Raw genomic sequence first — 24,411 nt, forward strand, 5'->3', positions numbered from 1 at the left:
CTTGGGTTTAAAGTGCTGCGACCACCGCATCGCCCATTTCCGATGTCGATACTCGGGTGCTGCCTTCTGAATAGATATCGGCCGTTCTGAGACCGTTATCCAGCACCTGGCTCACAGCATTTTCGATTCGATCAGCCATGACGGCCTCATCGAGCGTATAACGTAACATCATAGCAGCTGACAGAATGGTTGCCAGCGGGTTAGCCATATTCTGACCCGCGATATCCGGGGCGCTGCCATGAATCGGCTCGTACATCCCTTTACTGTTTTCATCCAGTGATGCCGATGGCAGCATACCGATAGAACCCGTCAGCATGGAGGCACAGTCAGACAGAATGTCACCGAACATATTGGTGGTCACCATCACGTCAAATTGCTTGGGTGCCCGCACCAGTTGCATCGCCGCGTTATCCACGTACATGTGACTCAGTTCGACAGCGGGGTAATCCTTCGCCAATTCTGTCATAGTTTCACGCCAGAGTTCCGTGCACTCCAGCACATTTGCCTTATCCACCGAGCACACACGGCCCTGGCGTTTACCAGCGATATCAAACGCGACCTTACCGATACGCTGGATTTCGCTTTCACGATAAACCAGGGTGTTATAGCCCTGCTTTTCACCATTTTCCAGCGTACGGATACCGCGTGGCTGGCCGAAGTAAATACCGCCTGTCAGCTCACGCACAATCATCAAATCCAGACCGGCGACGACATCCGGTTTAAGCGTGGATGCCCCGGCCAGTTGCGGATACAGGATGGCAGGACGCAGGTTGGCAAACAGGTTGAGTTCGCTGCGAAGACCCAGCAAGCCTTTTTCCGGACGGACACTGATATCGAGTGACTCCCATTTGTAGCCACCCACAGCACCAAGCAGAATCGCATCCGCCTCTTTGGCCATGGTCAGCGTCGCTTCTGGTAACGGAGTGCCTGTCTCGTCATAGGCGGCACCACCAACCAGCCCATAATCCAGACTGATATCCAGTCCTTCAGTGCGGAGTTTTTCCAATACCTTGACCGCTTCGGCAACGATCTCAGGACCAATCCCGTCGCCGGGCAGAACTGCTATTTTTTTTGTCATTTTACTTTCTTTAAATTGCTCTATCTGGTTTCAGGAAAACAGCCAGGGCGCTTCCTGCTTACGTTTGGCTTCGTAGGCTTCGATCTCAGCGGTGTGCTGCAGCGTCAGACCAATATCATCGAGTCCTTCCTGCAGACAGTGCTTTTTGAAGCTGTCAATCTCGAACTCGATAACTTCACCATCGGGCAGTGTAATCGTCTGCGCCGCTAAATCAACCTTGAGCTGGTAACCGGGCGTGGCTTCAACCTGAGCAAACAGCTTGTTGATCAGCTCCTCTTCCAGCGTGATAGCAAGAATGCCGTTCTTGCTGGTGTTACTGAAGAAAATATCAGCAAAGCTCGGCGCGATAATGACACGGATGCCAAAATCATCCAGGGCCCAGACCGCATGTTCACGGCTGGAACCACAACCAAAATTCTCCCGGGCCAGCAGGATGGTACCGCCTTTATAACGCGGCTGATTCAACTCAAAGTCGGGATTTATCGGCCGCTGACTGCAGTCCTGACCTGGTTCACCATGATCCAGATAACGCCATTCATCAAACAGATTGGGACCGAAGCCGGTACGTTTGATGGATTTTAAAAACTGCTTGGGGATGATGGCATCGGTATCCACATTAGGTCTGTCCATAGGGATAACAATGCCGGTTTCAACTGAAAACTTTTGCATGACGCGGATTAAACCTCTTTTACATCGCGTTCAATGTTAAATAAAAACTGACTGGAACCGCCTGGCTGATGCTGGGCAGACCGGCCAGTTCACGTAATTTTTCCAAGCCTTTGACCAAGTCGTAATCAGCCACATTGAGAATGACCGGCTGATTGGAGACGACAAGCAGCTCACTGTCACTGACTTTGGTGACCAGCAACGTCATTGTCACGGCTTGTTTCTGTCCGTGTAGATCCAGTTCAGCATCCACGGTCAGATTGTTTGATTGTCCCGCTTCGAGCTCGGCAATCATGGCGGGGTCGATCCTGGCCTGCAGAGCAGCTGTTGGATAGGCATCGACCTCAAAGAAAAACTCTTTCATTCGCGAGTCACGGATTTCGATGCCGGTATTGACGCTGGTCAGATCGATCTCAAGCGCGAGGTCACCCGCCTCGCTGACAGATCCTGCAATCCAGTCAAAGTGATGGACCTCAGCAATATTATTTTTCTTGACCGACACAAAGCTGAGTTGAGATTTGCCATTATCCACCTGCCAGGAAGCCGCTGAAGCCATAGTGGATGCCAGCAATAAACTCAATAAATAAACGGTTCTGTGAAGATATTTCATTATCTACTCCTGTTATTGGTATAGCGGGCTGATTTCACTATCGACGGATTCGTGGTCCTGCATCAGTTCGTCAATAGATCGAGTCAGTTCCTCCTCAACGGCTGATTTGAGGACAATAATCTCTACCCGGCGGTTTTGAGCCCGGTTTTCCGTGGTGTCATTAGGCACCAGAGGCTTGGTATCCGCGTAGCCTTCCAACACGAAACGCTCAGCGGGTATCTGACCGGGGGCCAGTAACTCATGCACCACCGATGTGGCCCGCGATGTGGACAATTCCCAGTTGGAACGATATCGCGGGGTATTAATCGGCACATTGTCCGTGTGCCCTGCCACGGCAATGCGACCATCCGTCGTCAGTAACACATCGTGAATCTTGCGCAGGATCGGGACAAATCCTGGATTCAGTCGCGCATCACCTGAGGGAAAGGATCCTTTTTCTCTGATTCGGATCACGATACGACTGAACTGGCTCTCTACGACAATCAATCCATCCTGGATCTCCTGCTCCAAGGCTTCCCTGAATTCCTGGGTCTCTTCAGCCACTTCCTTGACCTGCTGTTGAGCCAGCTGTTCGGCATCCGCAGTGACCTTGAGCTGTTCGCGAGTTTCGTCCATTGTATCCTGTCTGACCACTTTCAGGGGAGTCGGTTTAGGTTCCCCCGGACTGAACTCCTGTGCAATGATGCTGGTACCCTCAGGAATTTCATCTTTGGGAACCTCACGTTGAACACCAAATGCATTTTCCAGTGATTTGACCACCATCTTGTATTTCAACGCATCAATTTCAGCGAAGGACAGCAGCAACACAAAGAAGCACATCAGCAGTGACATCAGGTCGGCAAAGGTCGCCATATAGGCGGGTAAGCCTTCCGCGTCGCGTTTGGCTCTGTTCGGATTCTCGCTCATAGACTAAGACCGCTGCGTCAGGCTGCGGCTTCTTCTTCGCTGTCACGCTTGGAGGCGGGCAGGAAGTTTTTCAGAATCTCACCCAGAATTTTGGGGTTCTGGCCTTCCTGAATGCCGAGCACACTCTCGATAATGATGTTTTTGTTCATCAGCTCTTCACTACTTCGCAATGACAGCTTGTCGGCGATAGGCAGAGCAAACATATTGGCGAGCATGGCGCCGTAGAGGGTGGTCAGCAGTGCCACAGCCATTGCAGGACCAATCGACTTGGGGTCAGACATGTTGCTCAGCATTTGAACCAGCCCCACCAGCGTCCCGATCATACCCATTGCCGGTGCCGCATCCCCCATCGCTTTGAAAATCTGCTGACCGACACTGTGGCGGTTAAGCGTTTCATTCAACTCCGTCAGCAAAGCCTTTTTTACCACCGCGGGTTCGTGACCGTCGACCAGCATCATAATGCCCTTGGAAAGCACCGGATTGCTGATTTCCTGGCGCTCCAGAGCCAGCAGGCCCTCTTTACGGGCTATACCGGCAAGCTCTACGACGTTGTCGATAATCGCCTGAGGTGATTCGGATTTATGCAGAAAGGCTTTGGTCGCCGTTTTTATCGAACCGATAAACTGCCCCAGGGTGAATCGCATCAAAACCACGGCAAAGGTCCCGCCGAGAACGATGGCCAAAGAGGGCATGTTGACAAAAGTACCAGCCGCCGCACCCAGTGCGATGGTTGCGATAATCAATCCCCAGGCGGTCACAAGGCCCAGCAGCGTAGCAAGATCCACTCTTAAACTCCCTCTATAGCATCCGGCAGAAACAGCATAAATTCAGCGGGTATTTTACCGAACAGTTCACAAAAAATCTGCTGCTCAAGCAGATGGAATTGAATGTTTTTTATGCTTTTTATGACGGTAAACCATCACAGCGGGCAATATCACGATCAACAAGCCCAACAGCAACAACAGCAATGGCCATACTGTCGGCCTGTTCCATTCATCCTGTAATTGTTGCCGCAGTTCTGTATCCAGACGGCGGTATTTCAGGGTGTTATTGGCCATCAGGTTAGGCTTGATGTTGTGATTCCATGCATGATAGAGCGTAAACATTTTAGGGTGAAATCCCCACACCCACGGTGCATCCTCTCGAGCGATATCGGCCATGCGCTGAATAATCTTTAATCGCTCATCACTGTTGGGCATCACCCGCATTGACTCAAACAGCTTATCAAAGGCTTCATTTTTGTAGTTGGCTGCATTTTCCCCTTTCGTCTCAACTTTACCGTTTGGGCCATAGAGTAGAAACAGGAAGTTCTCAGGATCAGGATAATCCGCATTCCAGCCCCACTGGAAAATCTGGGCGCGACCACGACGCATTTTATCCTGAAAACGGTTGTAGTCGGTGCTGCGGATCACCAACTGCACGTTGAGTTTGCGGAACTGTTTACGTAACCAGTCCAGTTGCGCTTTACTATCGGGGCCACTGGCCGGCACATCGAAATAGAGGACTAACGGCTCACCGGTCTCGGCATCACGCCCTCTGGGATAGCCTGCCTCGGCCAGCAGTTTTTTTGCCTCATCAAGAGACTTTCTCACCGCCTCTCCATCCTGCCATTCATAAACATACGGGTTGATGCCGGCTTCACCCTCTACGTAACCAAATATACCCGGCGGCACAGGCCCCTGTGCCGGTATGCCCCGACCGTTGGCAAATATCGATATATATTCCTCATGGTCAATAGCGATGGAAATGGCGCGTCTGAGCTTTTTCGCTTTCTCACTATAACCGCCTACGACCGGGTCCAGCATGTTGAAGCCCATATAGAAGGTCGAGGTGCCGACAGCCGTTTCCAGTTGTATGCCCTTCACTTTCATTGCATCACTGAGGCCGAACTCACCGGCAGAAGACACCTGTACAGCCTGATCAAAGCTGTCGGAACTGATGCCACTGACATCATAATAACCCTGAATAAATTTACCCCAGTAGGACGTGTTTTCCTTTTCCAGAGTGAAAACGATTTGGTCAATAAGGGGCAGTGGCTTGCCAGCATCATCCAGGAGACCGGCTTCGGCATCGCCAGGGTCGCCTTCCGTGGGATAAAACTCGCCATGGAAATTCGGATTTTTACTGAGCACCATTCGCCGGTTGGGATCATTTTCCGTCATGTAGAAGGGACCGGTGCCGACTGGATACCAGTCAATCGTGATGTTTTTATCGATCAGTCCGGGCTGAGCGTAGAATTGTTCCGCTTCCCAGGGAATCGGGGCAAAAAAAGGCATCGCCAGCCAGAAGCGGAGCTGGGGATATTTGCCATAGACCTTAATCTGGTAAGTATAGTCATCAATGACGTTAACCCCTTCAAGTGCCAGTGCTTGAAGGTCGATAGGCCGCCCCTGCTGACGGAGTTCACGAAGCTTGTCAGCAAAATCGTTGAGCCCGACGATATGTTCTCCCATCAGACCCAGAATCGGCGAGTGGATCTCGGGATGGGCCAGGCGTTTGATTTGGTAAACAAAATCATCGGCTTTCAACTCACGCGTATCAGTTTGTTCAAAATCAGCCAGCTTCTCGACCTCGTCAAGTTGTTCCTGCGTCAAAGCGTGATACAGAAAATCACCCTGTTCATCGCGGACAAATGCCGGATGAGGCTGGTAATAGATCCCGCTTTTGAGCGGAATCGTGTAAACACTGTAGGCAATATTGTCACTGTCTTCTGCTACCGGCTCGTTATTTTCATCCAGATAAGTCACTTGCGGCATAGCATCTGCAACCAGCGGCTCCAGCTGATAAGGACGTTTAAGATAATGATACTGATACGGTGGCTCATAAATCTGACCGGTGATGGCGATTTCATTGGCACTGTATGAGCGGGCCGGGTCAAGGTGTTTGGGTCGAAGCGAAAAGGAAGTATAGAGGGTATCCAGCTCAGCATTCTGATCCGGGTAGGGTGAGTTGACCGCACCGAATTCACAGGCGGACACAACAAGCAGCGACAGACAAACCAGCAGATATCTCAGTTTCATTCTCACAACGTCAAAATTGGAACCAGATGTGTGACCAAGATTATCACGAGTTTACTGCGCGGTCGCCCTTCCCGTTGGTGATAAAATCAGGTAAGTTATCCCGCTTTATCCGCAGTTTAGGAGAGACTTATGGGTTTCCTGCAAGGCAAACGCGTGTTAATTGTGGGCGTTGCCAGCCCGCGCTCTATCGCCTCCGGCATTGCACATGCCATGGCCAAACAAGGGGCTGAACTGGCCTTTACCTATCAAAATGACAAGCTCAAATCCCGCGTTGAAAAAATTGCTGAAGAATGTGGCGCCGACCCGGCAATGGTCTTTCCCTGCGATGTCAGCAGCGATGACCAGATTCAGGCGGTCTTCGACGATCTGAACAAACATTGGGATGGTCTCGATACCATCGTTCATTCAGTCGCCTTTGCGCCACGTGAACAATTACAGGGCAGCTTTGTTGACAGCGTCACCCGCGAGGGTTTCTCCATGGCCAACGATATCAGTGCCTATAGCTTTGCTGCACTGGCCAAGGCCGGTAAACCGATGATGGCTGACCGTAACGGTTCTATGCTGACACTGAGCTATCTGGGCGCTGAACGTGCGATTGATAACTATAACGTCATGGGCGTCGCTAAAGCCGCACTGGAAGCGACTGTCCGTTACATGGCCTACTCACTGGGCGAAGAAGGCATTCGCGTGAACGCCGTTTCTGCGGGTCCTATCAAAACCCTGGCGGCCGCCGGTATCGGCGATTTCGGCAAAATGCTGGCTTATGGTGAGCGTAACTCTCCGCTCCGTCGTAACGTCACCATTGAAGAAGTCGGTAATGTCGCTGCCTTCCTCTGCTCCGATCTGGCGTCAGGGGTCACCGGCGAAATTACTTATGTGGATGCGGGTTACAACATCGTCGGCATCGGCGATAAGTAGAACGCCAGCAATCTGCTAATATTCACGACAGGGCATTTTATATGCCCTGTTTTGTTTTCAGCGCGGGGAAATCCAATGTCGCACTTTCATGCCCTGGTTCTGTTGGGCTTTATCATTGCCGGTGCGGTTATCGGCGTTTTTTATGGCTGGTATGCCGGTGAAGCCGCCATGGCTGTTGCTTGGTTGGGCAGCCTTTTCCTCAACGCGCTGAAGATGACCATCATTCCCCTGATCATTGCCTCTGTCGTCAGTGGTATTGGCAGTCTTGGTGATATCCGGCAGTTGGGGAAGCTGGGGGGCTATACGATGGTCTACTATCTGTCGACCACAGCACTGGCGGTTTTTGTCGGTCTTCTGGTCGTAAACTGGATTCAACCCGGCGCTGGCATTCAACTGACACAGACTGCTGTGCCGGAACATATTCTGTCGAAACAGGACACGGGTATCAGTGATATCTTCCTGTCACTCATCTCCCCCAATCTGTTTGCTGCTGCCAGTCAGACAGAGTTATTGCCACTCATCGTCTTTGCCATCCTGTTTGCGATGGCACTCACCACTATCGGTGATAGATCCAAACCCGTGTTTGCGGTATTCGATGGTATCAATGAAGCCATGATGAAGCTGGTAATCTGGATTATGCATTTTGCCCCGGTTGGCATATTCGCGCTGATTGCCGCCCGCCTGGGAAGTACCGGGGGCGGCGAACAGTTTATGGCAGAAATCAGCGCGGTAGGCATGCATGTCGTGACGGTACTGACCGGCCTGCTGCTTCACGCAATTATATTATTTTGTATCCTTTATTTTGTCGCCCACCGCGGTATGGATTACCTGTTAGGTATGGCCAGGGCACTGGTCACGGGCTTTGGTACCGCCAGTTCCTCAGCCACCCTGCCGCTGACCATGGAATGTGCTCGTGAAAACAAGGTCAGTCCCAAAGCGGTTAAATTTGTTTTACCTCTGGGGGCGACTATCAATATGGATGGCACCGCCTTATACGAAGCGGCAGCGGTCATGTTTATCGCCCAGGCCTATGGCATCGAACTCACGCTGATGCAGCAGGGACTTGTCTTTATTACTGCGACACTGGCTGCAATCGGTGCTGCAGGCATCCCTGAAGCCGGTCTGGTAACGATGGTGATTGTGTTGACTGCGGTCGGGCTGCCACTCGAAGGTATCGCGCTGCTGCTGGCTGTGGACTGGTTCCTGGATCGTTTCCGCACCACCGTCAATATCTGGGGTGACAGTGTCGGTGCTGCCGTTATTGCCAGGCTGACATAAAAAAAGCGCCCGAAGGCGCTTTTTTCTGTCTGCTTAAAATCTATCTCAGACTTTTATCCCGAATCTCAATATCGGCGTCTGCTCGCAGACTGGCAATGAATGCCTGCAGTTCAGCGTTGGACATCATTTGCTGTAACTGCTCTTGTATGGACTGTCTTTCTTCAGCCTCAACATCCGCAGTCTGACCGTTTTGAACATCAGTCAGCTTGATCACAACGTAATTGCCATTATCCGCTGTAAAGCCGGTGTATTGGGCCTGAGACTCAGGCTTTTGCATTTCAAACGCGCGTTGCAGAATCTGTTGACTGACTGCCTCGCTGTCACGGCCATAAAAAGCTGCGGGCTGCCAGCTTTCCAACAACGTCTGCGCCTCGGCACCCGTTTTCAACTCAGCCACGATGGCTTCACCTTTTTCACGGGCAAACTGGCTGGCTTCATCAAATAACAGCTGTTGTTCTATGGCAGGTTTAACAGATTCAAATGGCAACACACTCTCTGGAATGTGTTTGTTCTTATGGATCACCACAAGATGCGTATCCGATAGCTCAATCACAGCGCTGTTCAGTTCGTTTTGCAGCACATCCTCACTGAAAGCGGCTTCTACTACTTTGGCTTCGCTGCTTATGCCTGACTCGGTACCACCGCGAGTAAACAGCGGCGTAGTTTGAATCTCAAGCCCGAGTTCTTCGGCTGCCACATCAAGGCTATCCGGGTTTTCAAAACTCAGGTTAGCGAGTTGTTCAGCTTTATCATAAAATTGAGCTTCAGCCTGTTGACTGCGGTAGCGTTGCTCAACTTCAGTACGGACGTCACTGAAGTCCTGTACTTCTGGTGATTCCACACCGGTCAATTTAATCAGGTGATAACCGAACTCCGTCTGTACCGGCTCACTGATATCGCCCACATTTTCCAGTGCAAAAGCTGCTTCTTCGAAAGCAGGCTCCATCACATCAGGGCCGAAATAGCCAAGGTCGCCGCCTTGAGCTGCCGAACCCGTGTCTTGCGACTCAGCTTTGGCAAGCGTTCCAAAATCTTCACCCTGTTGGAGTCGCTCAGCAATCTTTTCAATCTCTGCGAGCGCCTGTTCGTCGTCACCTTCGATCAGGATGTGACTGACACGACGTTGTTCGGGTCCCACAAACTGAGATTCGTTATCGACATAGAATTGCTGTAATGCTTCTTCATCAACCGTAATAGTGTCAGCAATACTGTCTATGTTGAGTTCAACATAATTCACTCTGACCTGCTCGGGTGCGGTGTATGCCGTTTTGTTGTTGTCATAGTATGCACGGACAGCTTCATCATCGATGCTGACTTTATCAACATAGTTCTGAAGCGGCACCACCCCGTAAGCAATTTCACGTTGCTGCTTTTCCAGTTCCAGCACTCTATCCAGTTGCACCGGCGTTACGATAGCTGAGCGCTGAATATTCCGGGTCAGTTCCTGGGTCAGCAAATCATTGCGGAGCTGGGCTTCAAAACTGGCAGGACTGTAACCCACACGGGCCAGCATCATCGCATAGTAATCAGGGTCAAACTGGCCATCACGCTGAAACGCCGGGTTGGAACGGATCATTTCTGAGACTGAGGCATCATTGACTGTTTGTCCCAGCTTTTGACTGGCCTCATGCAGTAATCGCTGTTCAATCAAGCCGTCAAGAATGTTCCGTTTGACAGCTGCCCCTTCAAACATCGCCGGATCAAACTGTTCACCCAGGACGTTACGCATCTGGTCACGATACTGCTGCAGGGACTGCTGGAGTTCTGTCTGGTTGATTTCATGGCCGTTGACTTCTGCGACAACAACGTCGGATGCACCGGTCATGTAGGAGTTTACCCCCCACAAAGCAAACGGAATACTAATCAGACCGACAATGAACCAGGCAATCCATCCCTGGGCGCGATCACGAATGTAATGCAACATGGAAGAAAACCTTCATATCTGTAGTTATAAAAATGGATAGTCTAAACCATCAGGCAAAAAAAAAGGCGCATAAAATGCGCCCTTTTTCGTACTTGGCGGAGCGGACGGGACTCGAACCCGCGACCCCCGGCGTGACAGGCCGGTATTCTAACCAGCTGAACTACCGCTCCAAGAATTCCTGGTGGGTGCTGAGGGGATCGAACCCCCGACCCTCGCCTTGTAAGGGCGATGCTCTCCCAGCTGAGCTAAGCACCCCAAGAAAAAAGACTAGTTTACAGCATCCTTGAGTGCTTTACCAGCTTTGAAAGCAGGAATTTTAGCCGCAGCGATTTTGATTTCTTCGCCGGTACGTGGGTTACGGCCAGTACGTGCAGCGCGCTCACGAACAGAGAAAGTACCGAAGCCAACCAGCGTGACCTGGTCGCCTTTGCTCAGCGCTTTAGTGACAGCTGATGTCATGCCATCAACAGCTTGGGCGGCTTTTGCTTTAGAGATGTCTGCAGCTGCAGCAACTGCATCGATGAGTTCAGATTTATTCACAGCTTAATTCCTCATATCGTTATTGATCGTTATGTCGTCCAAATGCCGGATTCGCTGCTACCTGGCTCAGCGAGACCGGACTGTGTGTATCTAACTACAGCAAAATTAGCGTGTCAAGACAACGGATCACTGTTTGTAAATAGATTTTATCGGGCTTCAGCCGGAATCTTCGGCATAAGGTTGACAATCTGATTCAGGCCATGAATATTGTCAGGTTGCCTGTTTCTGTTCCAGGCGACGCGCCATTGCCACATATTGTTCAATGGTGACTGTCTCGGGACGTTGTTCCGGTTTGACCCCCACCTGCTCCAGGTCAGCCAAAGATAGTAGTTTTTTCAATGTGTTAGCGATCGTCTTGCGGCGCTGGCTAAACGCGACCGTGACCAGCTTATTCAGCCAATCCCTATCCACATCGCCGCCTTTCTTTTGTGACAGAGGTTGCAGATAAATAATCGCAGATTCGACTTTGGGAGGGGGGTCAAAGGCTTCAGGCGGTACGATGAACATTTGCTCTGCGTAGCATTGATGCTGCAGCATAATACTCAAACGACCATACTGCTTTGAACCCGGTGAAGCGCAGATGCGCTCAACAACTTCGCGTTGCAGCATAAAGCACATATCCTCAATACACGCGGATTGCTCGATAAGATGGAATAACAGCGGGGTTGTAATGTTATAAGGCAGGTTACCGATCACCCGCAGCTTTTCATCATTCTGCTGCAGTTGTTGATAGTCGAATTTAAGGGCATCAGCTTCATAAATTGTCAGATGCGGTTGGCCAGCGAACTGCTGTTTCAGCAACGGTACCAGATCCCGATCCAGTTCAACCACATCCAGATGGTCACAACGGCTCAGCAGTGGTTTGGTCAGCGCCCCGCGACCAGGGCCAATTTCTACCAGATGTTCCCCCTTATCGGGGCTGATAACCTCGATAATTGCTTCAATAATGGCCTGATCATGAAGAAAGTTCTGGCCAAAACGTTTGCGCGCCCGAGGGTAGTGAGATTCAGTCATATTATTTGTCTTGGGATTGCTGGCTGTCAGCCATTTCGAGCGCCATGTCGATGGCGGCCTGCAGGCTGGATGCAGACGCTTTACCGGTCGCAGCCAGATCAAGTGCCGTACCGTGATCAACGGAGGTACGGATAAAGGGCAAGCCCAGCGTCACATTTACAGCGCGACCAAAGCCATGATGCTTGAGCACCGGTAGCCCTTGATCATGAAACATCGCCAGCACCACATCATAGTCTTTCAACCTATCCTGATTGAAAATGGTATCTGCCGGCCAGGCACCGCTGACTGCAAGCCCTTCAGACTGACAGGCATCAATGACCGGCTGTATGGTGTCTATTTCTTCATGTCCCAGATGACCGCCTTCACCAGCATGGGGGTTGAGCCCGCAAACAGCGATTCGGGGCTTGTTCAGACCAAACTGACGCTTGAGTGAGTCATTGGTAATATGCAGAATCTGCTGCAGGCTGTCACGGGTGATAGCATCGCTCACCGCTGCCAACGGTAAATGCGTTGTCGCCAGTGCCACTCTCAAATCACCCGTCGCCAGCATCATCACCACCTTAGCGACACCCGCACCATCAGCAAAAAACTCGGTGTGACCACTGAAGCTGTGACCGGCATCGTTTATGACGCCCTTATGAACTGGCGCCGTCACAATCGCATCGAATTCACCACTGATGCTTTTATCGAGTGCCAGCTGCAACATGGCAAGCACATAGCTGCTGTTGGCTGGATTAAGCTCGCCGGCAGTAACCGGCTGACTTAACTGGACAGGGAGGTAGTACAGACTTCCGGGTTCGGCTATGGCCGCAGGCTGATTCAGATCGGCCTCAATCAGCTTTAACGGCAGATTTAGCTGCTGTGCTCTTTGCTGCAACAGCGACGGATCAGCCAGGACAATCAATTGCGCCTGTTGCCGGGTCTGCGCCAGTTGAACAGCGAGGTCAGGGCCTATGCCAGCAGGTTCACCACTGGTGAGTGCTATACGCCTTATCACCATTAAAGATCACGGTATTCGACATAGGCTTCATCACGCATTGCCCGCAACCAGCTTTCCAATTCTTCGTCGATCTTGCGTTGACGGATTTGCTCGCGCGCTTTGTTGCGTTTGAACTCTTCCGCCATGTTTTCTTCACGCCGGTCTTCCACTTTGATCAGATGCCAGCCAAAACGACTCTGGAAAACATCGCTCATTTCACCAATCGCAAGTTCATCCATTTTTTCCTGGAACTCCGGCACCATTACACCGGGACTGACCCAGCCCAGGCTGCCGCCCTCAATGGCTGAACCGGTATCTTCAGAGTGAGCACGGGCCAGTTCGGCAAAATCTTCACCGTTGGCAATACGTTCACGCAGTTGATTCAAACGTGCTTCTGCTTCTTCATCGGTCACGAGTTCGTTGGTCTTAATCAGGATATGACTGGCCAGGGTCTGTTTGACCAGATGGGTCTCAGCGCTCTTTTTGTCCTTGAGCCGGACCAGATGAAAGCCACTGCCACTGCGCAGCGGTTCGCTCACTTCGCCGACAGACAGCTTGGGAACGACGTCAGCGAATAGTGAAGGCAGTTCACCTTGTTTACGCCATCCCAGTTCTCCCCCTTCCAGTGCATTCTGACCATCGGAGTAACCCGCTGCGACCTGACCGAAGTCACCGCCTTCGGCCAATAAACCCTGAATCTTTTCCAGTTGTTCCTGCGCCGCCTGTACTTCTTCCGGTGATGCTGCTTCCGGCATACTAATCAGGATGTGCTGCAACTGGTATTCAATGTCACTGTTGCCACTCTGCACACTCTGCGTCGACAGGAAGTTATCCACTTCCCGATCAGAAACAACAACACGGTCCTCCACCTGACCTTTACGCAGTCGGCTGATAATCATCTCTTCACGAATCGTTTCACGGAACTGACTGAAGTCGTAACCGTCTTCTTCAAGAACATCACGAAACTGTCTGAGATTCATATTGTTGTTGTCGGCAATCTGACGCAGTGCCGCGTTTAATGCATCATCGCCTACCCTGACGCCCACTTGTTCAGCACGCTGCAATTGAAGGCGTTGCATAATCAGTCTTTCCAATACCTGGTCACGCAGCACATCGCTGGGCGGGATCGCAGCCTGACGCTGACGTATTTGCTGCCTTACTGTCTGCTGCATGTCCATCAACTCGCTTTCCAGAATCACTTCATCATTAACAACGGCAATGATGCGGTCCAGCGGTGCAGCCCAAACATTGCTGGCCACCAATAACGCGGCAATCAAAAACTTCATCAAAATTATTACTCCAAAATTCACGCGGGCATTATATAAGGATCAGTTCAAGCTGTGTGTCACGGCTTTGACTCTAACGGGGTTCAGTCTGCCTGATAACCGCGAATACTGGTCTCCAGCAAGCTGTCAGATTTTTTACCAAAGGCGCCCAGGCCTTTCAGCTCAACCTGGAAATAAATGGCCAGATTGCGGTCATCGTCAAAGGCATCATTGACGTAGTTACGTATTGCCAGACGCGTGGCCCAGCAACAACTGTCGTATTGTAAGCCGGCCAGGGCTTCCAGCGTTTTACCCTGATCGATGGAACGGTACCAGCGACCAAACAGCTGCCAGCGATCTGAGACCGGCACCTGGGCTGAAATGTCGACCTGTTCCAGACCTTCCAGGCGGGTAATATCCGCACCATCACGACGGTAACGATGAGAGATGTTGAAAATACCGCCCTTATCACCGCGATAGCGCAGTCCCACCGAGGACATATTGGATTCGGTTTCGCCCGGATCCCACTGGATTTCACCACTGACTGACCATTCGTCATTAATGAATGCCACAGCTTCTGCAATCATATCTGAATCAGCATCACTATTTTCAATACCATTGGGCAGGGTTACATTGCGATCATCAAAATAGCGAATCTGTCCCAGCGTCAACCTCAGATTTTCATCACCGGTTTCCTGATTGATGATTCTCGAAGTCACAGCGAGCGAGAGCTGATTGGCATCACCGATACGATCGCCACCAATAAAGCGGTCATAGGAGAAAAGCCGGATCATGTTAAATGTGGACAGACTGGTGTCAAAGTCGGGAATATCCGATTGATCTCGCTCGGGTATATAAAGATAGAAAGCCCGGGGCTCCAGTGTCTGTAAAAAATTGCCCTTGCCGATGTTCAGCTCACGCTCGAAAAACAGCCCGGTATCAAAACTGGCTATAGGCAGAGAACGTGATGCATCATCATCAAACTGATTCAGATCATCGCTTTTGAGATTGTAGCGGGTATGGTTAAACGCCAGTCTGGGCGTGGCAAAAAAGGCTGAGTTACCCATCGGCATACTGACAGCCGGTTCGAAATTAATACGCTGACCTTCGACCCGGTCATTGTGATCAAACTCCACATACTCCGCATCAAATTCATAGGTCAGGCCCAGCGCCTGGTCAGGCAGGTAACCGCTCAATAGTAGCTGAGGCAGTCGTTTATATTGTTCAGGTACATCTGACAGGGTCTGATAGCCCTGCATGCGAGCAGTAAAGTTCCAGACATCCCCCACATAACCGGTCTCAACCAGGCGGTTCAGGTGAGTTCGACTGGACAGACTCAGACTGGAGCCAAAATCCTCGAAATAATTCTCATCCGAGACATAGTTATAATCGACAATCGCACGCCAGCGGTTGGGCAGATAAGAACGGTGCTGCCAGGTAAATAACTCACGATCCTCCTGGTAATATGGATTCAGATCTTCACCACTATTTTTGAGATCGTCTGAATCAAGGAAGTTGGCCTCGATCTCACCCTCTCCCCACTCTGATAAGTAACGGAACTGCCCGCCCAGCATCAACCCACGATCACTCATATATCGCGGCGTCAAAGTGGCATCCATATTAGGCGCAATGTTCCAGTAATAGGGTGTCATGACATCGAAACCGGTCTCATCACTGTTGCCTACTGAAGGCGGCAGGAAACCCGACTTACGCTTATCATTGAGCGGGAAGTTGATGTAAGGCGTATAGAATATGGGGATACCGCCCACGCGAACCACCACGTCTTCGGCTTCCCCGACACCGGACACATGGTCCAGGTGGACTTCATCGGCATCCAGCAACCAGGCATTATCCCCTTCCGGACAAGTGGTATAGCTGGCGTTTTTCAAATCTGTGCTGGCTTTGCCTTTACGCAACAGGTGACTGGCCTGCCCACGGGCATGCATCTGACGGATTCGATACTGGGCATCCAGCATTCTGCCCTCATCTTTTTGCATCGACCATTCAGCCTGCTGGGAATCAATGATAATTTCACTATCACGCAGTCTGACATCGCCGCTGGCGGTAACATCACCACTGGCACGATTATACGTGGCGCGCTCTGCGCTCAGTTGCTGACCGGCGCGGGTGATATCGACATCGCCGGAGAACACCGAGGTACCGCTCTGCAGTAACTGCACATCATTGGCTTTGACATCAACCGGGCTCTGCTCCGAATCTACCTCCGATGCCGGCAGGAATAGATCCTCGTAACCAAAGTGGCAACTGAGTCCCTGTTCCTGTTGGGCCGCAACCGTCCCGGTAATGCAGGACAGTAATAAGGTAGAGAGAAGCTTTAATTTGCGCATGTTCATCCTCAAGCTGCTGACCCAGCCATGATTAACGTCCTGACCGAATGAAAAATAACGCTCAATTTATCGCATATATATAAGTAATCAGCAAATTAGTTCCGTCGCTATCAGCCACGCTGAAGCGGATAATCCCATCTGCTCAAAGACTTAGCTTTAAGGCCTGCTGGTGAGTGATTTTCAGGCCGTTCATCAGGCACGCTGAATCCGCTGAGGGGATAAAATAATTTTGTCATGATGTGTTGACAGAGCGGGCTTCAGTCCCTATAGTATGCGCTTCCTTTCGGGGGCTATAGCTCAGCTGGGAGAGCGCCTGCATGGCATGCAGGAGGTCGGCGGTTCGATCCCGCCTAGCTCCACCAATAACTCGAAAGAAAAGTTTTAGGTCCCCATCGTCTAGAGGCCTAGGACACCGCCCTTTCACGGCGGTAACAGGGGTTCGAATCCCCTTGGGGACGCCAAATTGAGGGTCTGAACAATCAGACCCTTTTCTTTTGAGACAATTTAAAGACCTGGGTCCCCATCGTCTAGAGGCCTAGGACACCGCCCTTTCACGGCGGTAACAGGGGTTCGAATCCCCTTGGGGACGCCATCTTTATTCTGTTTTACCTTACCCGCTTGTTCATCCACAAAGCCAGTGCGGCAAACAGCATAGTCGGAAACGACGATGCCAGCCACGGCAACAAACCGAACACCAGCCCCATGTGCTGAAAGCTCTGGTTAAAAAGGTGAAAGCCGATTCCGAGCAAAGCACCGGCCAGAATCCGGCCCCCTATCGGCGCTGAACGCAGTGGTCCAAATACAAACGGCACGGCCAGCAGCACCATCACCGCCGCACTCACCGGCATCATCAATTTACTCCAGAAAGCCAGCTCATACTGGGCCACCGACTGATGATTGTCTTTCAGATAGGTCACATATTCCAACAAGTCCCACACCGGTAAGAATTCAGGCGGCACCACCACGATATTGACCATGCCCGGATTGAGCTGGGATTGCCAGCGGGCGTGCGTGACAGACCGGACCTTGACCCCTGCCTCATTAATCGTACTCTGGACGACATCGGTTAAGATCCAGCTTTCATCCTGATATTCTGCTTTGACAGCCCGGGTCAGGATCCGCAGCCGGTGATTGTCATCAAACTCATAGATCGCCACATTGGAAAAACTGCCGTCGGCATTAATTCTGTCAATGTGATTGAAATGGTTACCGTCACGGGTCCAGAAACCATGTTCGGAGCGTGTTCCCACCGTGCCGGTCTGCGCCACCGACTGTAACTGTCTGGCATATTGTTCAGTAATCGGTCGAAGCCCTTCACCAATGACCAAAGCCACCAGCATCAGTATGGCTGCCACCACCACGACAGCTTTATTGATATCGGCAATCGAATAACCCGCGGCCCGCATCGCCACCAGCTCGCTCTGGCTGGCGAGATTACCCAGGCCAATCACACTGCCCAGCAAGGCTGCCACCGGCAGTAATTCATAAATCCGCTTGGGCATCGTCAATGCAATATAGCTGAGGATACTGCCGATGCCGTAGTCGCCCTCGCCCAGATCATCGAGTTCAGTAATAAAGTCCATAAAGGTATACAACGCCAGCAATACCAGCAGCACCAGGGCGGTGCTGGCAATAATGTTTTTGGCAATGTATTTAGACAGTATGCGCATTTATGAACTTTGTTTTTGTTGATAGCGGGAAAGAAAACGACGCAGGGTCTGACGGTTCAACAGCAGCAACAGCACCACCAGCATTAATACATGCACCCAGACGCCACCGAGCCAGACGGGAATGTCCCCCTTGGCGACCCAGGCACGATTGACGCCCAGCAGATTGCTGTAAATGATGTAGATCAGCACCGCTGGGACAAATCCGGCATAACGTCCCTGACGGGGACCGGCATTGGCCAGCGGAATCGCCAACAGGCACAGCAGCAGCGTCATCAGGGCCGCAGCTGTACGCCACTGAACTTCTGCAAGATCACGCGGTTCGCCCCGTGCCAGCAGGTCTGACGTGGCCATCGCCTTGTGACGTTCACGCACCTCGCCTTCCTGTCCTTTTTCTATCAACAGACTGTGGCTGCCGAACTGCGCGATAGTGAAATCCTGATCCCCCGCTCTGCCCTCATAGCGGTAGCCCTCTTCCAGGACCAGGAATTTATCCCCGGTTTGCGAATCAATTTCGAAGTGGCCGGTTTCGGAGCGAAATATCAGTGGCTTGTCCTCACGATCAATCTCAATGAAGACATTTTCCATAAACTGCTTATTGGCGCTGAGCCCCTGCGAATAAAAGGTCCAGTCGCCGCCTTCACTTTCCTTGAAACTGCCCGCAATCAAGCCCGTCGTATTCGCGGAAATCTTGGCCTTTTCCTGTAATTCATAGCGTTCAGACAACACGCCGGGCACCACGAACAATGACAGCACGGCGACAATGACTGCAATGGTACCGGCAAACAGCAGCACATTGCGCATGATGCGCAGATTGGAGATGCCACAGGCCGACATGACGGTGAGTTCATTATCGGAACTCATCCGCCCCAGTGACAGCATGACAGCGAGAAAAGCGCCTATCGGCAACAGAATCGACAACGCTCCCAGCGAACTCAGGCCAAGCAGGCTGAAAATCACATCGGCTGGCATGTTACCTACCGCGGCATCTGCGAGATAGCGGGCAAAGCGGGTTGAAATATAGATCAGCCAAAGCACGCCGGTCACAGCGACCAGGTTAATCACAAACTCCCTGAGCAAATAGCGATCGATGATGGTCAGCCAGGAAGATATCGGGTGCGGAACGTTGAGCATTAACGGCGTGTCTTGGTTAGAATAAAACGTTTGTTTTTGGCACAATCAATTTCGAATTCAAGAAGTCTAAACTAATTCATCCCTACAGGAGAAATCCATGCAGTATTTTGTCACTACCGATGCGCTGGCGTCACAGCAGACTGACTGTCTCGTTGTTGCCGTTTATGATGGCGGCGAACTGAGCCCCTGCGCTGCGCAGTTGGATGAAGACACCCGCGGCGCGGTGCAGCGTGTGGTTGATGCCGCCGATATTACCGGCAAACCGGGTCAGACCCTGTTCATGTATCACCCCGAAGGCATCAAGAGTCCACGTATTCTGCTGGTTGGTGTCGGTAAAAAAGGCAAAACCACTGAGAACGATTTCAACGCGGCGACCACCACCATGGCGCAGGTTTTGAATGAAAGTGGCGCACAAACCGCGACCTGTTGTCTCGCCGAGGTGGAACTGGGTGATCGCTCAGTTGCCTGGAAAGTGCGGCAGACCAGTGTCAATACCGAAACGGCACTCTACCGTTACACACACACTAAAAGTGAAAACAAGCCGATCGAAAAACCTTTGACACAGCTCAGTTTTGCCTGTGATGAGACTGACACGGCGGCGCTGGGCCAGGCCGTCGATCAAGGCGCAGCGATTGGCCGCGGCATGAACCTGGCACGTGAACTGGGCAACCTGCCCGGTAACATCTGCACCCCGAGCTATCTGGCCGAGCAAGGTATCAAACTGGGTCAGCAGTTCGACAGCATCACTACCACCGTGCTGGATGAAGCGGAAATGGAAAAACTGGGCATGGGGTCCCTGCTTTCAGTCTCCCGCGGCAGTCGTCAACCAGCCAAGCTGATCACCATGGAATACAAGGGTGCCGGCGACGCCAAACCCGTCGTCCTGGTGGGTAAAGGCCTGACTTTTGATGCTGGCGGTATATCCCTCAAACCCGCTCAGGGCATGGATGAGATGAAATACGACATGTGTGGCTCTGCCAGCGTATTCGGCACCATGCAAACCATCGCAGAACTGGGCCTGCCGATTAATGTTGTGGGCGTGGTTCCCAGCTCGGAAAATATGCCGGACGGCGATGCCAACAAACCGGGCGATATCGTCACCAGCATGGCCGGAAAAACCATCGAAATTTTGAATACCGACGCTGAAGGCCGCCTGATTCTGTGTGATGCGCTGACTTATAGCGAACGTTTCGAACCCGATACCGTAATTGATATTGCGACCCTGACCGGGGCGATCATTGTCGCACTGGGCAGCGTCACAACCGGTGTGATGGCCAACAACCAGGATCTGGCTGATGCCCTGCTCAAAGCCGGTAATGACAGTTACGACCGCGCCTGGCAGTTGCCTCTTTGGGACGATTACCAGAAACAACTCGACAGTAACTTTGCCGATATCGCCAATGTCGGTGGTAAAGAAGCCGGCAGCGTCACGGCCGCCTGTTTCCTGTCCCGTTTCACCGAAAAATTCCACTGGGCACATCTGGATATCGCCGGCACTGCCTGGCTCGGCGGTAAAGCCAAGGGGGCAACGGGTCGTCCGGTGCCACTGTTGGTGCAATATCTGTTGAACAAAATCGAATCACAAAGCTGATATGACCCGAGTCAGCTTTTACGTGCTGAAGTCAATTGAGCCGGAACAGCGGCAGGCCTTTGCCTGCCGCCTGGCTGAAAAGATTTATCATCAGGGTCAGCAAGTCTACATCCACACCGAAAATGCCAGCCAGAGTGCCGCGCTGGACGAGGCATTATGGGCTATCCGCCCGGATAGTTTCGTTCCTCATGAACAGGTAAGTTCAGGCAGTGATAATGCCAGCCCGGTGCTCATCGGCCACGCTGAAACCAGCCCGCCCCGACTGATGGATGTATTAATCAACCTCACCGATCAGCAACCGCTGTTTTTCAGTCAGTTTGAACGGGTGGCTGAGATTATCGACGATAATGCCCCGGTGAAACAGGCGGGGCGAGAACGTTTTCAGTTCTACAAACAGCGTGGCTACGAACTCGATACCTTCCACATTTAATTTTCCTGCAGACCAATTTCCGATTGCGGCTGACCGCGACCTGCCTCAGCAGGTATAATGCCCTGCTACTTTAACGACTTAGATCTGAACAAGAACAAGATGGAAAAAACATACAGTCCTGACGCGATTGAAGAACGCTGGTATCAGCAATGGGAACAGGCCGGGGAATTCAAACCGACCGGTGAAGGTGACCCTTACTGCATCATGCTGCCACCACCCAATGTCACCGGCAGCCTGCATATGGGCCATGGTTTCAACAATACCATCATGGATACGCTGACCCGCTATCACCGCATGAAAGGCCATAACACCCTGTGGCAACCGGGTACTGACCATGCCGGTATCGCAACCCAGATGGTAGTTGAGCGTCAACTGAATGCTCAGGACAAAACCCGCCATGATCTGGGCCGGGACAAATTCATCGAACGGATCTGGGAATGGAAAGAAGAATCGGGCGGTAATATTACCCGCCAGCTTCGCCGCCTGGGCTCTTCGCTGGACTGGTCACGTAACCGCTTCACAATGGACGATGAGCTGTCCGAAGCAGTGAAACAGGTCTTTGTGCGGCTTTATGATGAAGGTCTCATCTATCGGGGCAAGCGCCTGGTGAACTGGGATCCGGTATTGCATACCGCTGTCTCTGATCTGGAAGTATTGTCAGAGGAAGAATCCGGTCACCTCTGGCATTTCCGCTATCCCCTAACAGATGGCAGTGGCCATCTGGTAGTCGCCACCACCCGCCCTGAAACTATGCTTGGCGATACCGCGGTGGCAGTCCATCCTGAAGATGAACGCTATCAGGACCTGATTGGCAAAACCATCACCCTGCCGCTGGTGGGCAGAGAAATCCCGATCATTGCCGATGATTATGTCGACCGTGAGTTCGGTACCGGTTGCGTAAAAATTACCCCGGCCCATGATTTCAATGACTACGAAATGGGCCAGCGACATAATCTGGAGCAGATCAATATCCTGACCGCTGATGCTGCCATCAACGATAATGCACCGGAAAAATACCGGGGGCAGGATCGTTACGAAGCCCGGGATGTGATTGTGCATGACCTGAAAGAACTGGGTCTGCTGGAAAGCATTCAGGATCATAAACTGATGGTGCCCCGCGGTGACCGCAGCGGTGCAGTCATTGAACCCTTCCTAACCGACCAGTGGTATGTCAAAGCTGACGTACTGGCCGAGCCCGCAGTCAAAGCCGTGAAAGAAGGCAAGGTCAAATTCGTCCCCGGCAACTGGGATAAAACCTTCTTCAACTGGATGGATGGCATCCAGGACTGGTGTATCTCACGTCAAATCTGGTGGGGACACCGCATCCCGGCCTGGTATGACAACAACGGTCATGTCTATGTTGGGCATGATGAAGCCGATGTACGTCACAAGCACAAGCTTGCTGATGACATTGAACTGAATCAGGATGAAGACGTGCTCGACACCTGGTTCTCTTCCGCCTTGTGGCCATTCTCCACGCTGGGCTGGCCCGACAATACCGATGCGCTGAGAACCTGGTACCCGACCAGCGTCCTGGTTACCGGTTTTGACATTATCTTCTTCTGGGTCGCCCGGATGATGATGATGGGCCTGCACTTTATGGATGATGTGCCGTTCAGGGAAATCTATATCCATGGTCTGGTACGTGATGCCTATGGTCAGAAAATGTCGAAATCCAAGGGTAATGTCCTGGATCCTATCGATATTATCGATGGTATCGATCTGGAAAGTCTGGTTGCCAAACGCACCAGTGGCATGATGCAGCCGCAACTTGCCGCCAAGATTGAAAAAGCGACCCGCAAGGAATTCCCGGACGGCATTGCGCCACACGGTACTGATGCCCTGCGCTTCACTTTTGCCTCGCTCGCCTCCACCGGCCGTGATATCAACTTCGATATGAACCGGATTGCCGGTTACCGCAATTTCTGTAACAAGTTGTGGAATGCCGCGCGTTACGTTTTGATTAACACCGAAGATCAGGACACCGGCATTGATAACAGTGATGTCGAACTGAGTCTGGCCGATCGCTGGATTATCTCCAAGCTGCAAAGCACGGAGAAAGACATCACCCGAGCGCTGGACAGCTATCGTTTTGACCTGGCTGCGCAGGGCATATACGAGTTTATCTGGAATCACTACTGCGACTGGTACCTGGAACTGTCAAAGCCGGTACTGACTTCTGACACCGCATCAGAAGCAGCCAAACGCGGTACCCGTCGCACATTGGTCCGGGTGCTGGAAGCGACCTTGCGTCTGACACATCCATTTATGCCATTTATCACCGAGGAAATCTGGCAGACTATTGCACCTCTGGCCGGAGTCAAAGGTGAATCGATTATGCGTCAGCCCTACCCCGTTGCTGATGACAATAAGATCGATGAAGCTGCCGTTGCCGAGATGGAATGGGTGATGCAGTTTATCACCGGTGTGCGTTCAATTCGCTCGCAGATGAATATCGCACCGAAAAAACAACTGCCGGTATTGCTCAAAGATGCTCAGGCTGAGGATAAGATCCGACTGGAGAACAACCGTAACTTCCTGAGCAGGCTTGCCAACCTGGAATCCATTGACTTACTGGATGGTGAAGCACCGGCCGCTGCCACCGCGCTGGTGGGCAAAATGGAAATCCTGATCCCGCTGGAAGGCCTGATCGATAAAGACGCCGAGATTACCCGTCTGAACAAGGAAATGAGCAAGCTCGACAAGGTCATCAAGCAATCTTCCGGTAAGCTGGCCAATGAAAACTATGTCGCTAAAGCACCGGCAGAAGTCGTGGCCAAAGAGCGCGAAAAGCTGGGAGAAATGCAGCAGGCTTATCAGCAATTGGAACAGCAGTTAGCCGCGTTGGGGGCTTAAAGGCTGGACTGGACAGTCATTGGCCTCGTATAAGAGGCCTCTGCTTTATCAAGGGGCTATTGGCACAATTGGCTAAATGTCATGTTGAGCGAAGCCGAAACATCTCCACGGCTGGAGCTATCAATTGCTTCCACTGCGGCTCACAGTAAAAGGCAAAAAAAAGCCGCTGAATTTTCAGCGGCTTTTT

General features: G+C 51.8%; 19 protein-coding genes and 5 tRNA genes. 8 read left to right on the forward strand and 16 right to left on the reverse strand.

All coding sequences use genetic code 11. The features are described from left to right. Positions 1 to 7: 7 nt before the first annotated feature. The 6 genes from leuB to OMQ46_RS06115 all read right to left on the reverse strand — a co-directional run bounded on the left by leuB (position 8) and on the right by OMQ46_RS06115 (position 6,280). Complete coding sequence (gene leuB / locus OMQ46_RS06090; RefSeq protein WP_266234970.1) at positions 8 to 1,078, reverse strand: 3-isopropylmalate dehydrogenase; 1,071 nt, start codon at positions 1,076 to 1,078, stop codon at positions 8 to 10. A gap of 30 nt (positions 1,079 to 1,108) precedes the next feature. Beyond that, the gene (gene leuD / locus OMQ46_RS06095; RefSeq protein WP_266234969.1) at positions 1,109 to 1,747 is read right to left on the reverse strand and encodes a 3-isopropylmalate dehydratase small subunit; all 639 of its coding nucleotides are present in this window, start codon (positions 1,745 to 1,747) and stop codon (positions 1,109 to 1,111) included. Positions 1,748 to 1,766: 19 nt separating this feature from the next. Then, positions 1,767 to 2,354, reverse strand: a complete 588-nt coding sequence (locus OMQ46_RS06100; RefSeq protein ID WP_266234967.1) for a YceI family protein — start codon at positions 2,352 to 2,354, stop codon at positions 1,767 to 1,769. 12 nt (positions 2,355 to 2,366) lie between these two features. After that, positions 2,367 to 3,260, reverse strand: coding sequence for a flagellar motor protein MotB (locus tag OMQ46_RS06105; protein WP_266234965.1), 894 nt, complete (start codon positions 3,258 to 3,260; stop codon positions 2,367 to 2,369). Between the two features lie 17 nt (positions 3,261 to 3,277). Continuing rightward, positions 3,278 to 4,045 (reverse strand): flagellar motor protein PomA, encoded by a 768-nt coding sequence (gene pomA, locus OMQ46_RS06110; protein WP_266234963.1) that lies wholly within the window; start codon positions 4,043 to 4,045, stop codon positions 3,278 to 3,280. A gap of 84 nt (positions 4,046 to 4,129) precedes the next feature. Then, entirely contained in the window at positions 4,130 to 6,280 is a 2,151-nt protein-coding gene (locus tag OMQ46_RS06115; protein ID WP_266234962.1) for an ABC transporter substrate-binding protein, read from the reverse strand. A gap of 129 nt (positions 6,281 to 6,409) precedes the next feature. On the opposite strand from OMQ46_RS06115, the gene OMQ46_RS06120 reads away from it, so the two are divergent. Continuing rightward, positions 6,410 to 7,198: an enoyl-ACP reductase FabI gene (locus OMQ46_RS06120; RefSeq protein ID WP_266234960.1), complete on the forward strand. Its 789-nt coding sequence runs from the start codon at positions 6,410 to 6,412 to the stop codon at positions 7,196 to 7,198. A 75-nt stretch (positions 7,199 to 7,273) separates the two neighbouring features. Beyond that, on the forward strand, positions 7,274 to 8,476 hold the full coding sequence (locus tag OMQ46_RS06125; RefSeq protein ID WP_266234958.1) for a dicarboxylate/amino acid:cation symporter: 1,203 nt from the start codon (positions 7,274 to 7,276) through the stop codon (positions 8,474 to 8,476). Positions 8,477 to 8,516: 40 nt separating this feature from the next. Here OMQ46_RS06125 and OMQ46_RS06130 read toward each other — a convergent pair whose 3' ends face one another. The 8 genes from OMQ46_RS06130 to OMQ46_RS06165 all read right to left on the reverse strand — a co-directional run bounded on the left by OMQ46_RS06130 (position 8,517) and on the right by OMQ46_RS06165 (position 16,546). Then, a complete protein-coding gene (locus OMQ46_RS06130; protein WP_266234957.1) occupies positions 8,517 to 10,400 on the reverse strand; it encodes a SurA N-terminal domain-containing protein in 1,884 nt (627 codons plus the stop codon). A gap of 93 nt (positions 10,401 to 10,493) precedes the next feature. Next, positions 10,494 to 10,570: transfer RNA gene (locus tag OMQ46_RS06135), tRNA-Asp, on the reverse strand. A 9-nt stretch (positions 10,571 to 10,579) separates the two neighbouring features. Next, a tRNA-Val gene (locus OMQ46_RS06140) sits at positions 10,580 to 10,655 on the reverse strand. Positions 10,656 to 10,667: 12 nt separating this feature from the next. Then, positions 10,668 to 10,940 (reverse strand): HU family DNA-binding protein, encoded by a 273-nt coding sequence (locus OMQ46_RS06145; RefSeq protein ID WP_266234955.1) that lies wholly within the window; start codon positions 10,938 to 10,940, stop codon positions 10,668 to 10,670. Between the two features lie 210 nt (positions 10,941 to 11,150). Further along, on the reverse strand, positions 11,151 to 11,954 hold the full coding sequence (gene rsmA / locus OMQ46_RS06150; RefSeq protein WP_266234953.1) for a 16S rRNA (adenine(1518)-N(6)/adenine(1519)-N(6))-dimethyltransferase RsmA: 804 nt from the start codon (positions 11,952 to 11,954) through the stop codon (positions 11,151 to 11,153). A gap of 1 nt (position 11,955) precedes the next feature. After that, the gene (gene pdxA, locus OMQ46_RS06155) at positions 11,956 to 12,954 is read right to left on the reverse strand and encodes a 4-hydroxythreonine-4-phosphate dehydrogenase PdxA (RefSeq protein ID WP_266234952.1); all 999 of its coding nucleotides are present in this window, start codon (positions 12,952 to 12,954) and stop codon (positions 11,956 to 11,958) included. Further along, positions 12,954 to 14,243: a peptidylprolyl isomerase gene (locus tag OMQ46_RS06160; protein WP_266234951.1), complete on the reverse strand. Its 1,290-nt coding sequence runs from the start codon at positions 14,241 to 14,243 to the stop codon at positions 12,954 to 12,956. Before OMQ46_RS06160 ends, pdxA begins: the two co-directional genes overlap by 1 nt. 59 nt (positions 14,244 to 14,302) lie before the next feature. Further along, positions 14,303 to 16,546 carry an LPS-assembly protein LptD gene (locus tag OMQ46_RS06165; RefSeq protein ID WP_266234950.1) on the reverse strand — a complete coding sequence of 748 codons (2,244 nt, stop codon included), beginning with the start codon at positions 16,544 to 16,546 and terminating at the stop codon, positions 14,303 to 14,305. A gap of 286 nt (positions 16,547 to 16,832) precedes the next feature. On the opposite strand from OMQ46_RS06165, the gene OMQ46_RS06170 reads away from it, so the two are divergent. The 3 genes from OMQ46_RS06170 (at position 16,833) to OMQ46_RS06180 (ending at position 17,138) form a co-directional block, all read left to right on the forward strand. Further along, positions 16,833 to 16,908: transfer RNA gene (locus tag OMQ46_RS06170), tRNA-Ala, on the forward strand. A 23-nt stretch (positions 16,909 to 16,931) separates the two neighbouring features. After that, positions 16,932 to 17,007 (forward strand) — tRNA-Glu (locus OMQ46_RS06175). Between the two features lie 55 nt (positions 17,008 to 17,062). Beyond that, positions 17,063 to 17,138: transfer RNA gene (locus tag OMQ46_RS06180), tRNA-Glu, on the forward strand. A gap of 13 nt (positions 17,139 to 17,151) precedes the next feature. Here the strand turns inward: OMQ46_RS06180 and lptG are convergent. Both lptG and lptF read right to left on the reverse strand, forming a co-directional pair. After that, the gene (lptG, locus tag OMQ46_RS06185) at positions 17,152 to 18,216 is read right to left on the reverse strand and encodes an LPS export ABC transporter permease LptG (RefSeq protein WP_266234948.1); all 1,065 of its coding nucleotides are present in this window, start codon (positions 18,214 to 18,216) and stop codon (positions 17,152 to 17,154) included. Next, entirely contained in the window at positions 18,217 to 19,347 is a 1,131-nt protein-coding gene (lptF, locus tag OMQ46_RS06190) for an LPS export ABC transporter permease LptF (protein ID WP_266234946.1), read from the reverse strand. A 97-nt stretch (positions 19,348 to 19,444) separates the two neighbouring features. On the opposite strand from lptF, the gene OMQ46_RS06195 reads away from it, so the two are divergent. From OMQ46_RS06195 to OMQ46_RS06205, 3 genes are all read left to right on the forward strand, one after another. Next, the gene (locus tag OMQ46_RS06195; protein WP_266234944.1) at positions 19,445 to 20,938 is read left to right on the forward strand and encodes a leucyl aminopeptidase; all 1,494 of its coding nucleotides are present in this window, start codon (positions 19,445 to 19,447) and stop codon (positions 20,936 to 20,938) included. 1 nt (position 20,939) lies between these two features. Beyond that, on the forward strand, positions 20,940 to 21,368 hold the full coding sequence (locus OMQ46_RS06200) for a DNA polymerase III subunit chi (RefSeq protein WP_266234943.1): 429 nt from the start codon (positions 20,940 to 20,942) through the stop codon (positions 21,366 to 21,368). Positions 21,369 to 21,467: 99 nt separating this feature from the next. Beyond that, positions 21,468 to 24,224 carry a valine--tRNA ligase gene (locus OMQ46_RS06205; RefSeq protein ID WP_266234942.1) on the forward strand — a complete coding sequence of 919 codons (2,757 nt, stop codon included), beginning with the start codon at positions 21,468 to 21,470 and terminating at the stop codon, positions 24,222 to 24,224. The last annotated feature ends 187 nt before the right edge of the window (positions 24,225 to 24,411 follow it).

Source organism: Methylophaga sp. OBS1, from assembly GCF_026319365.1.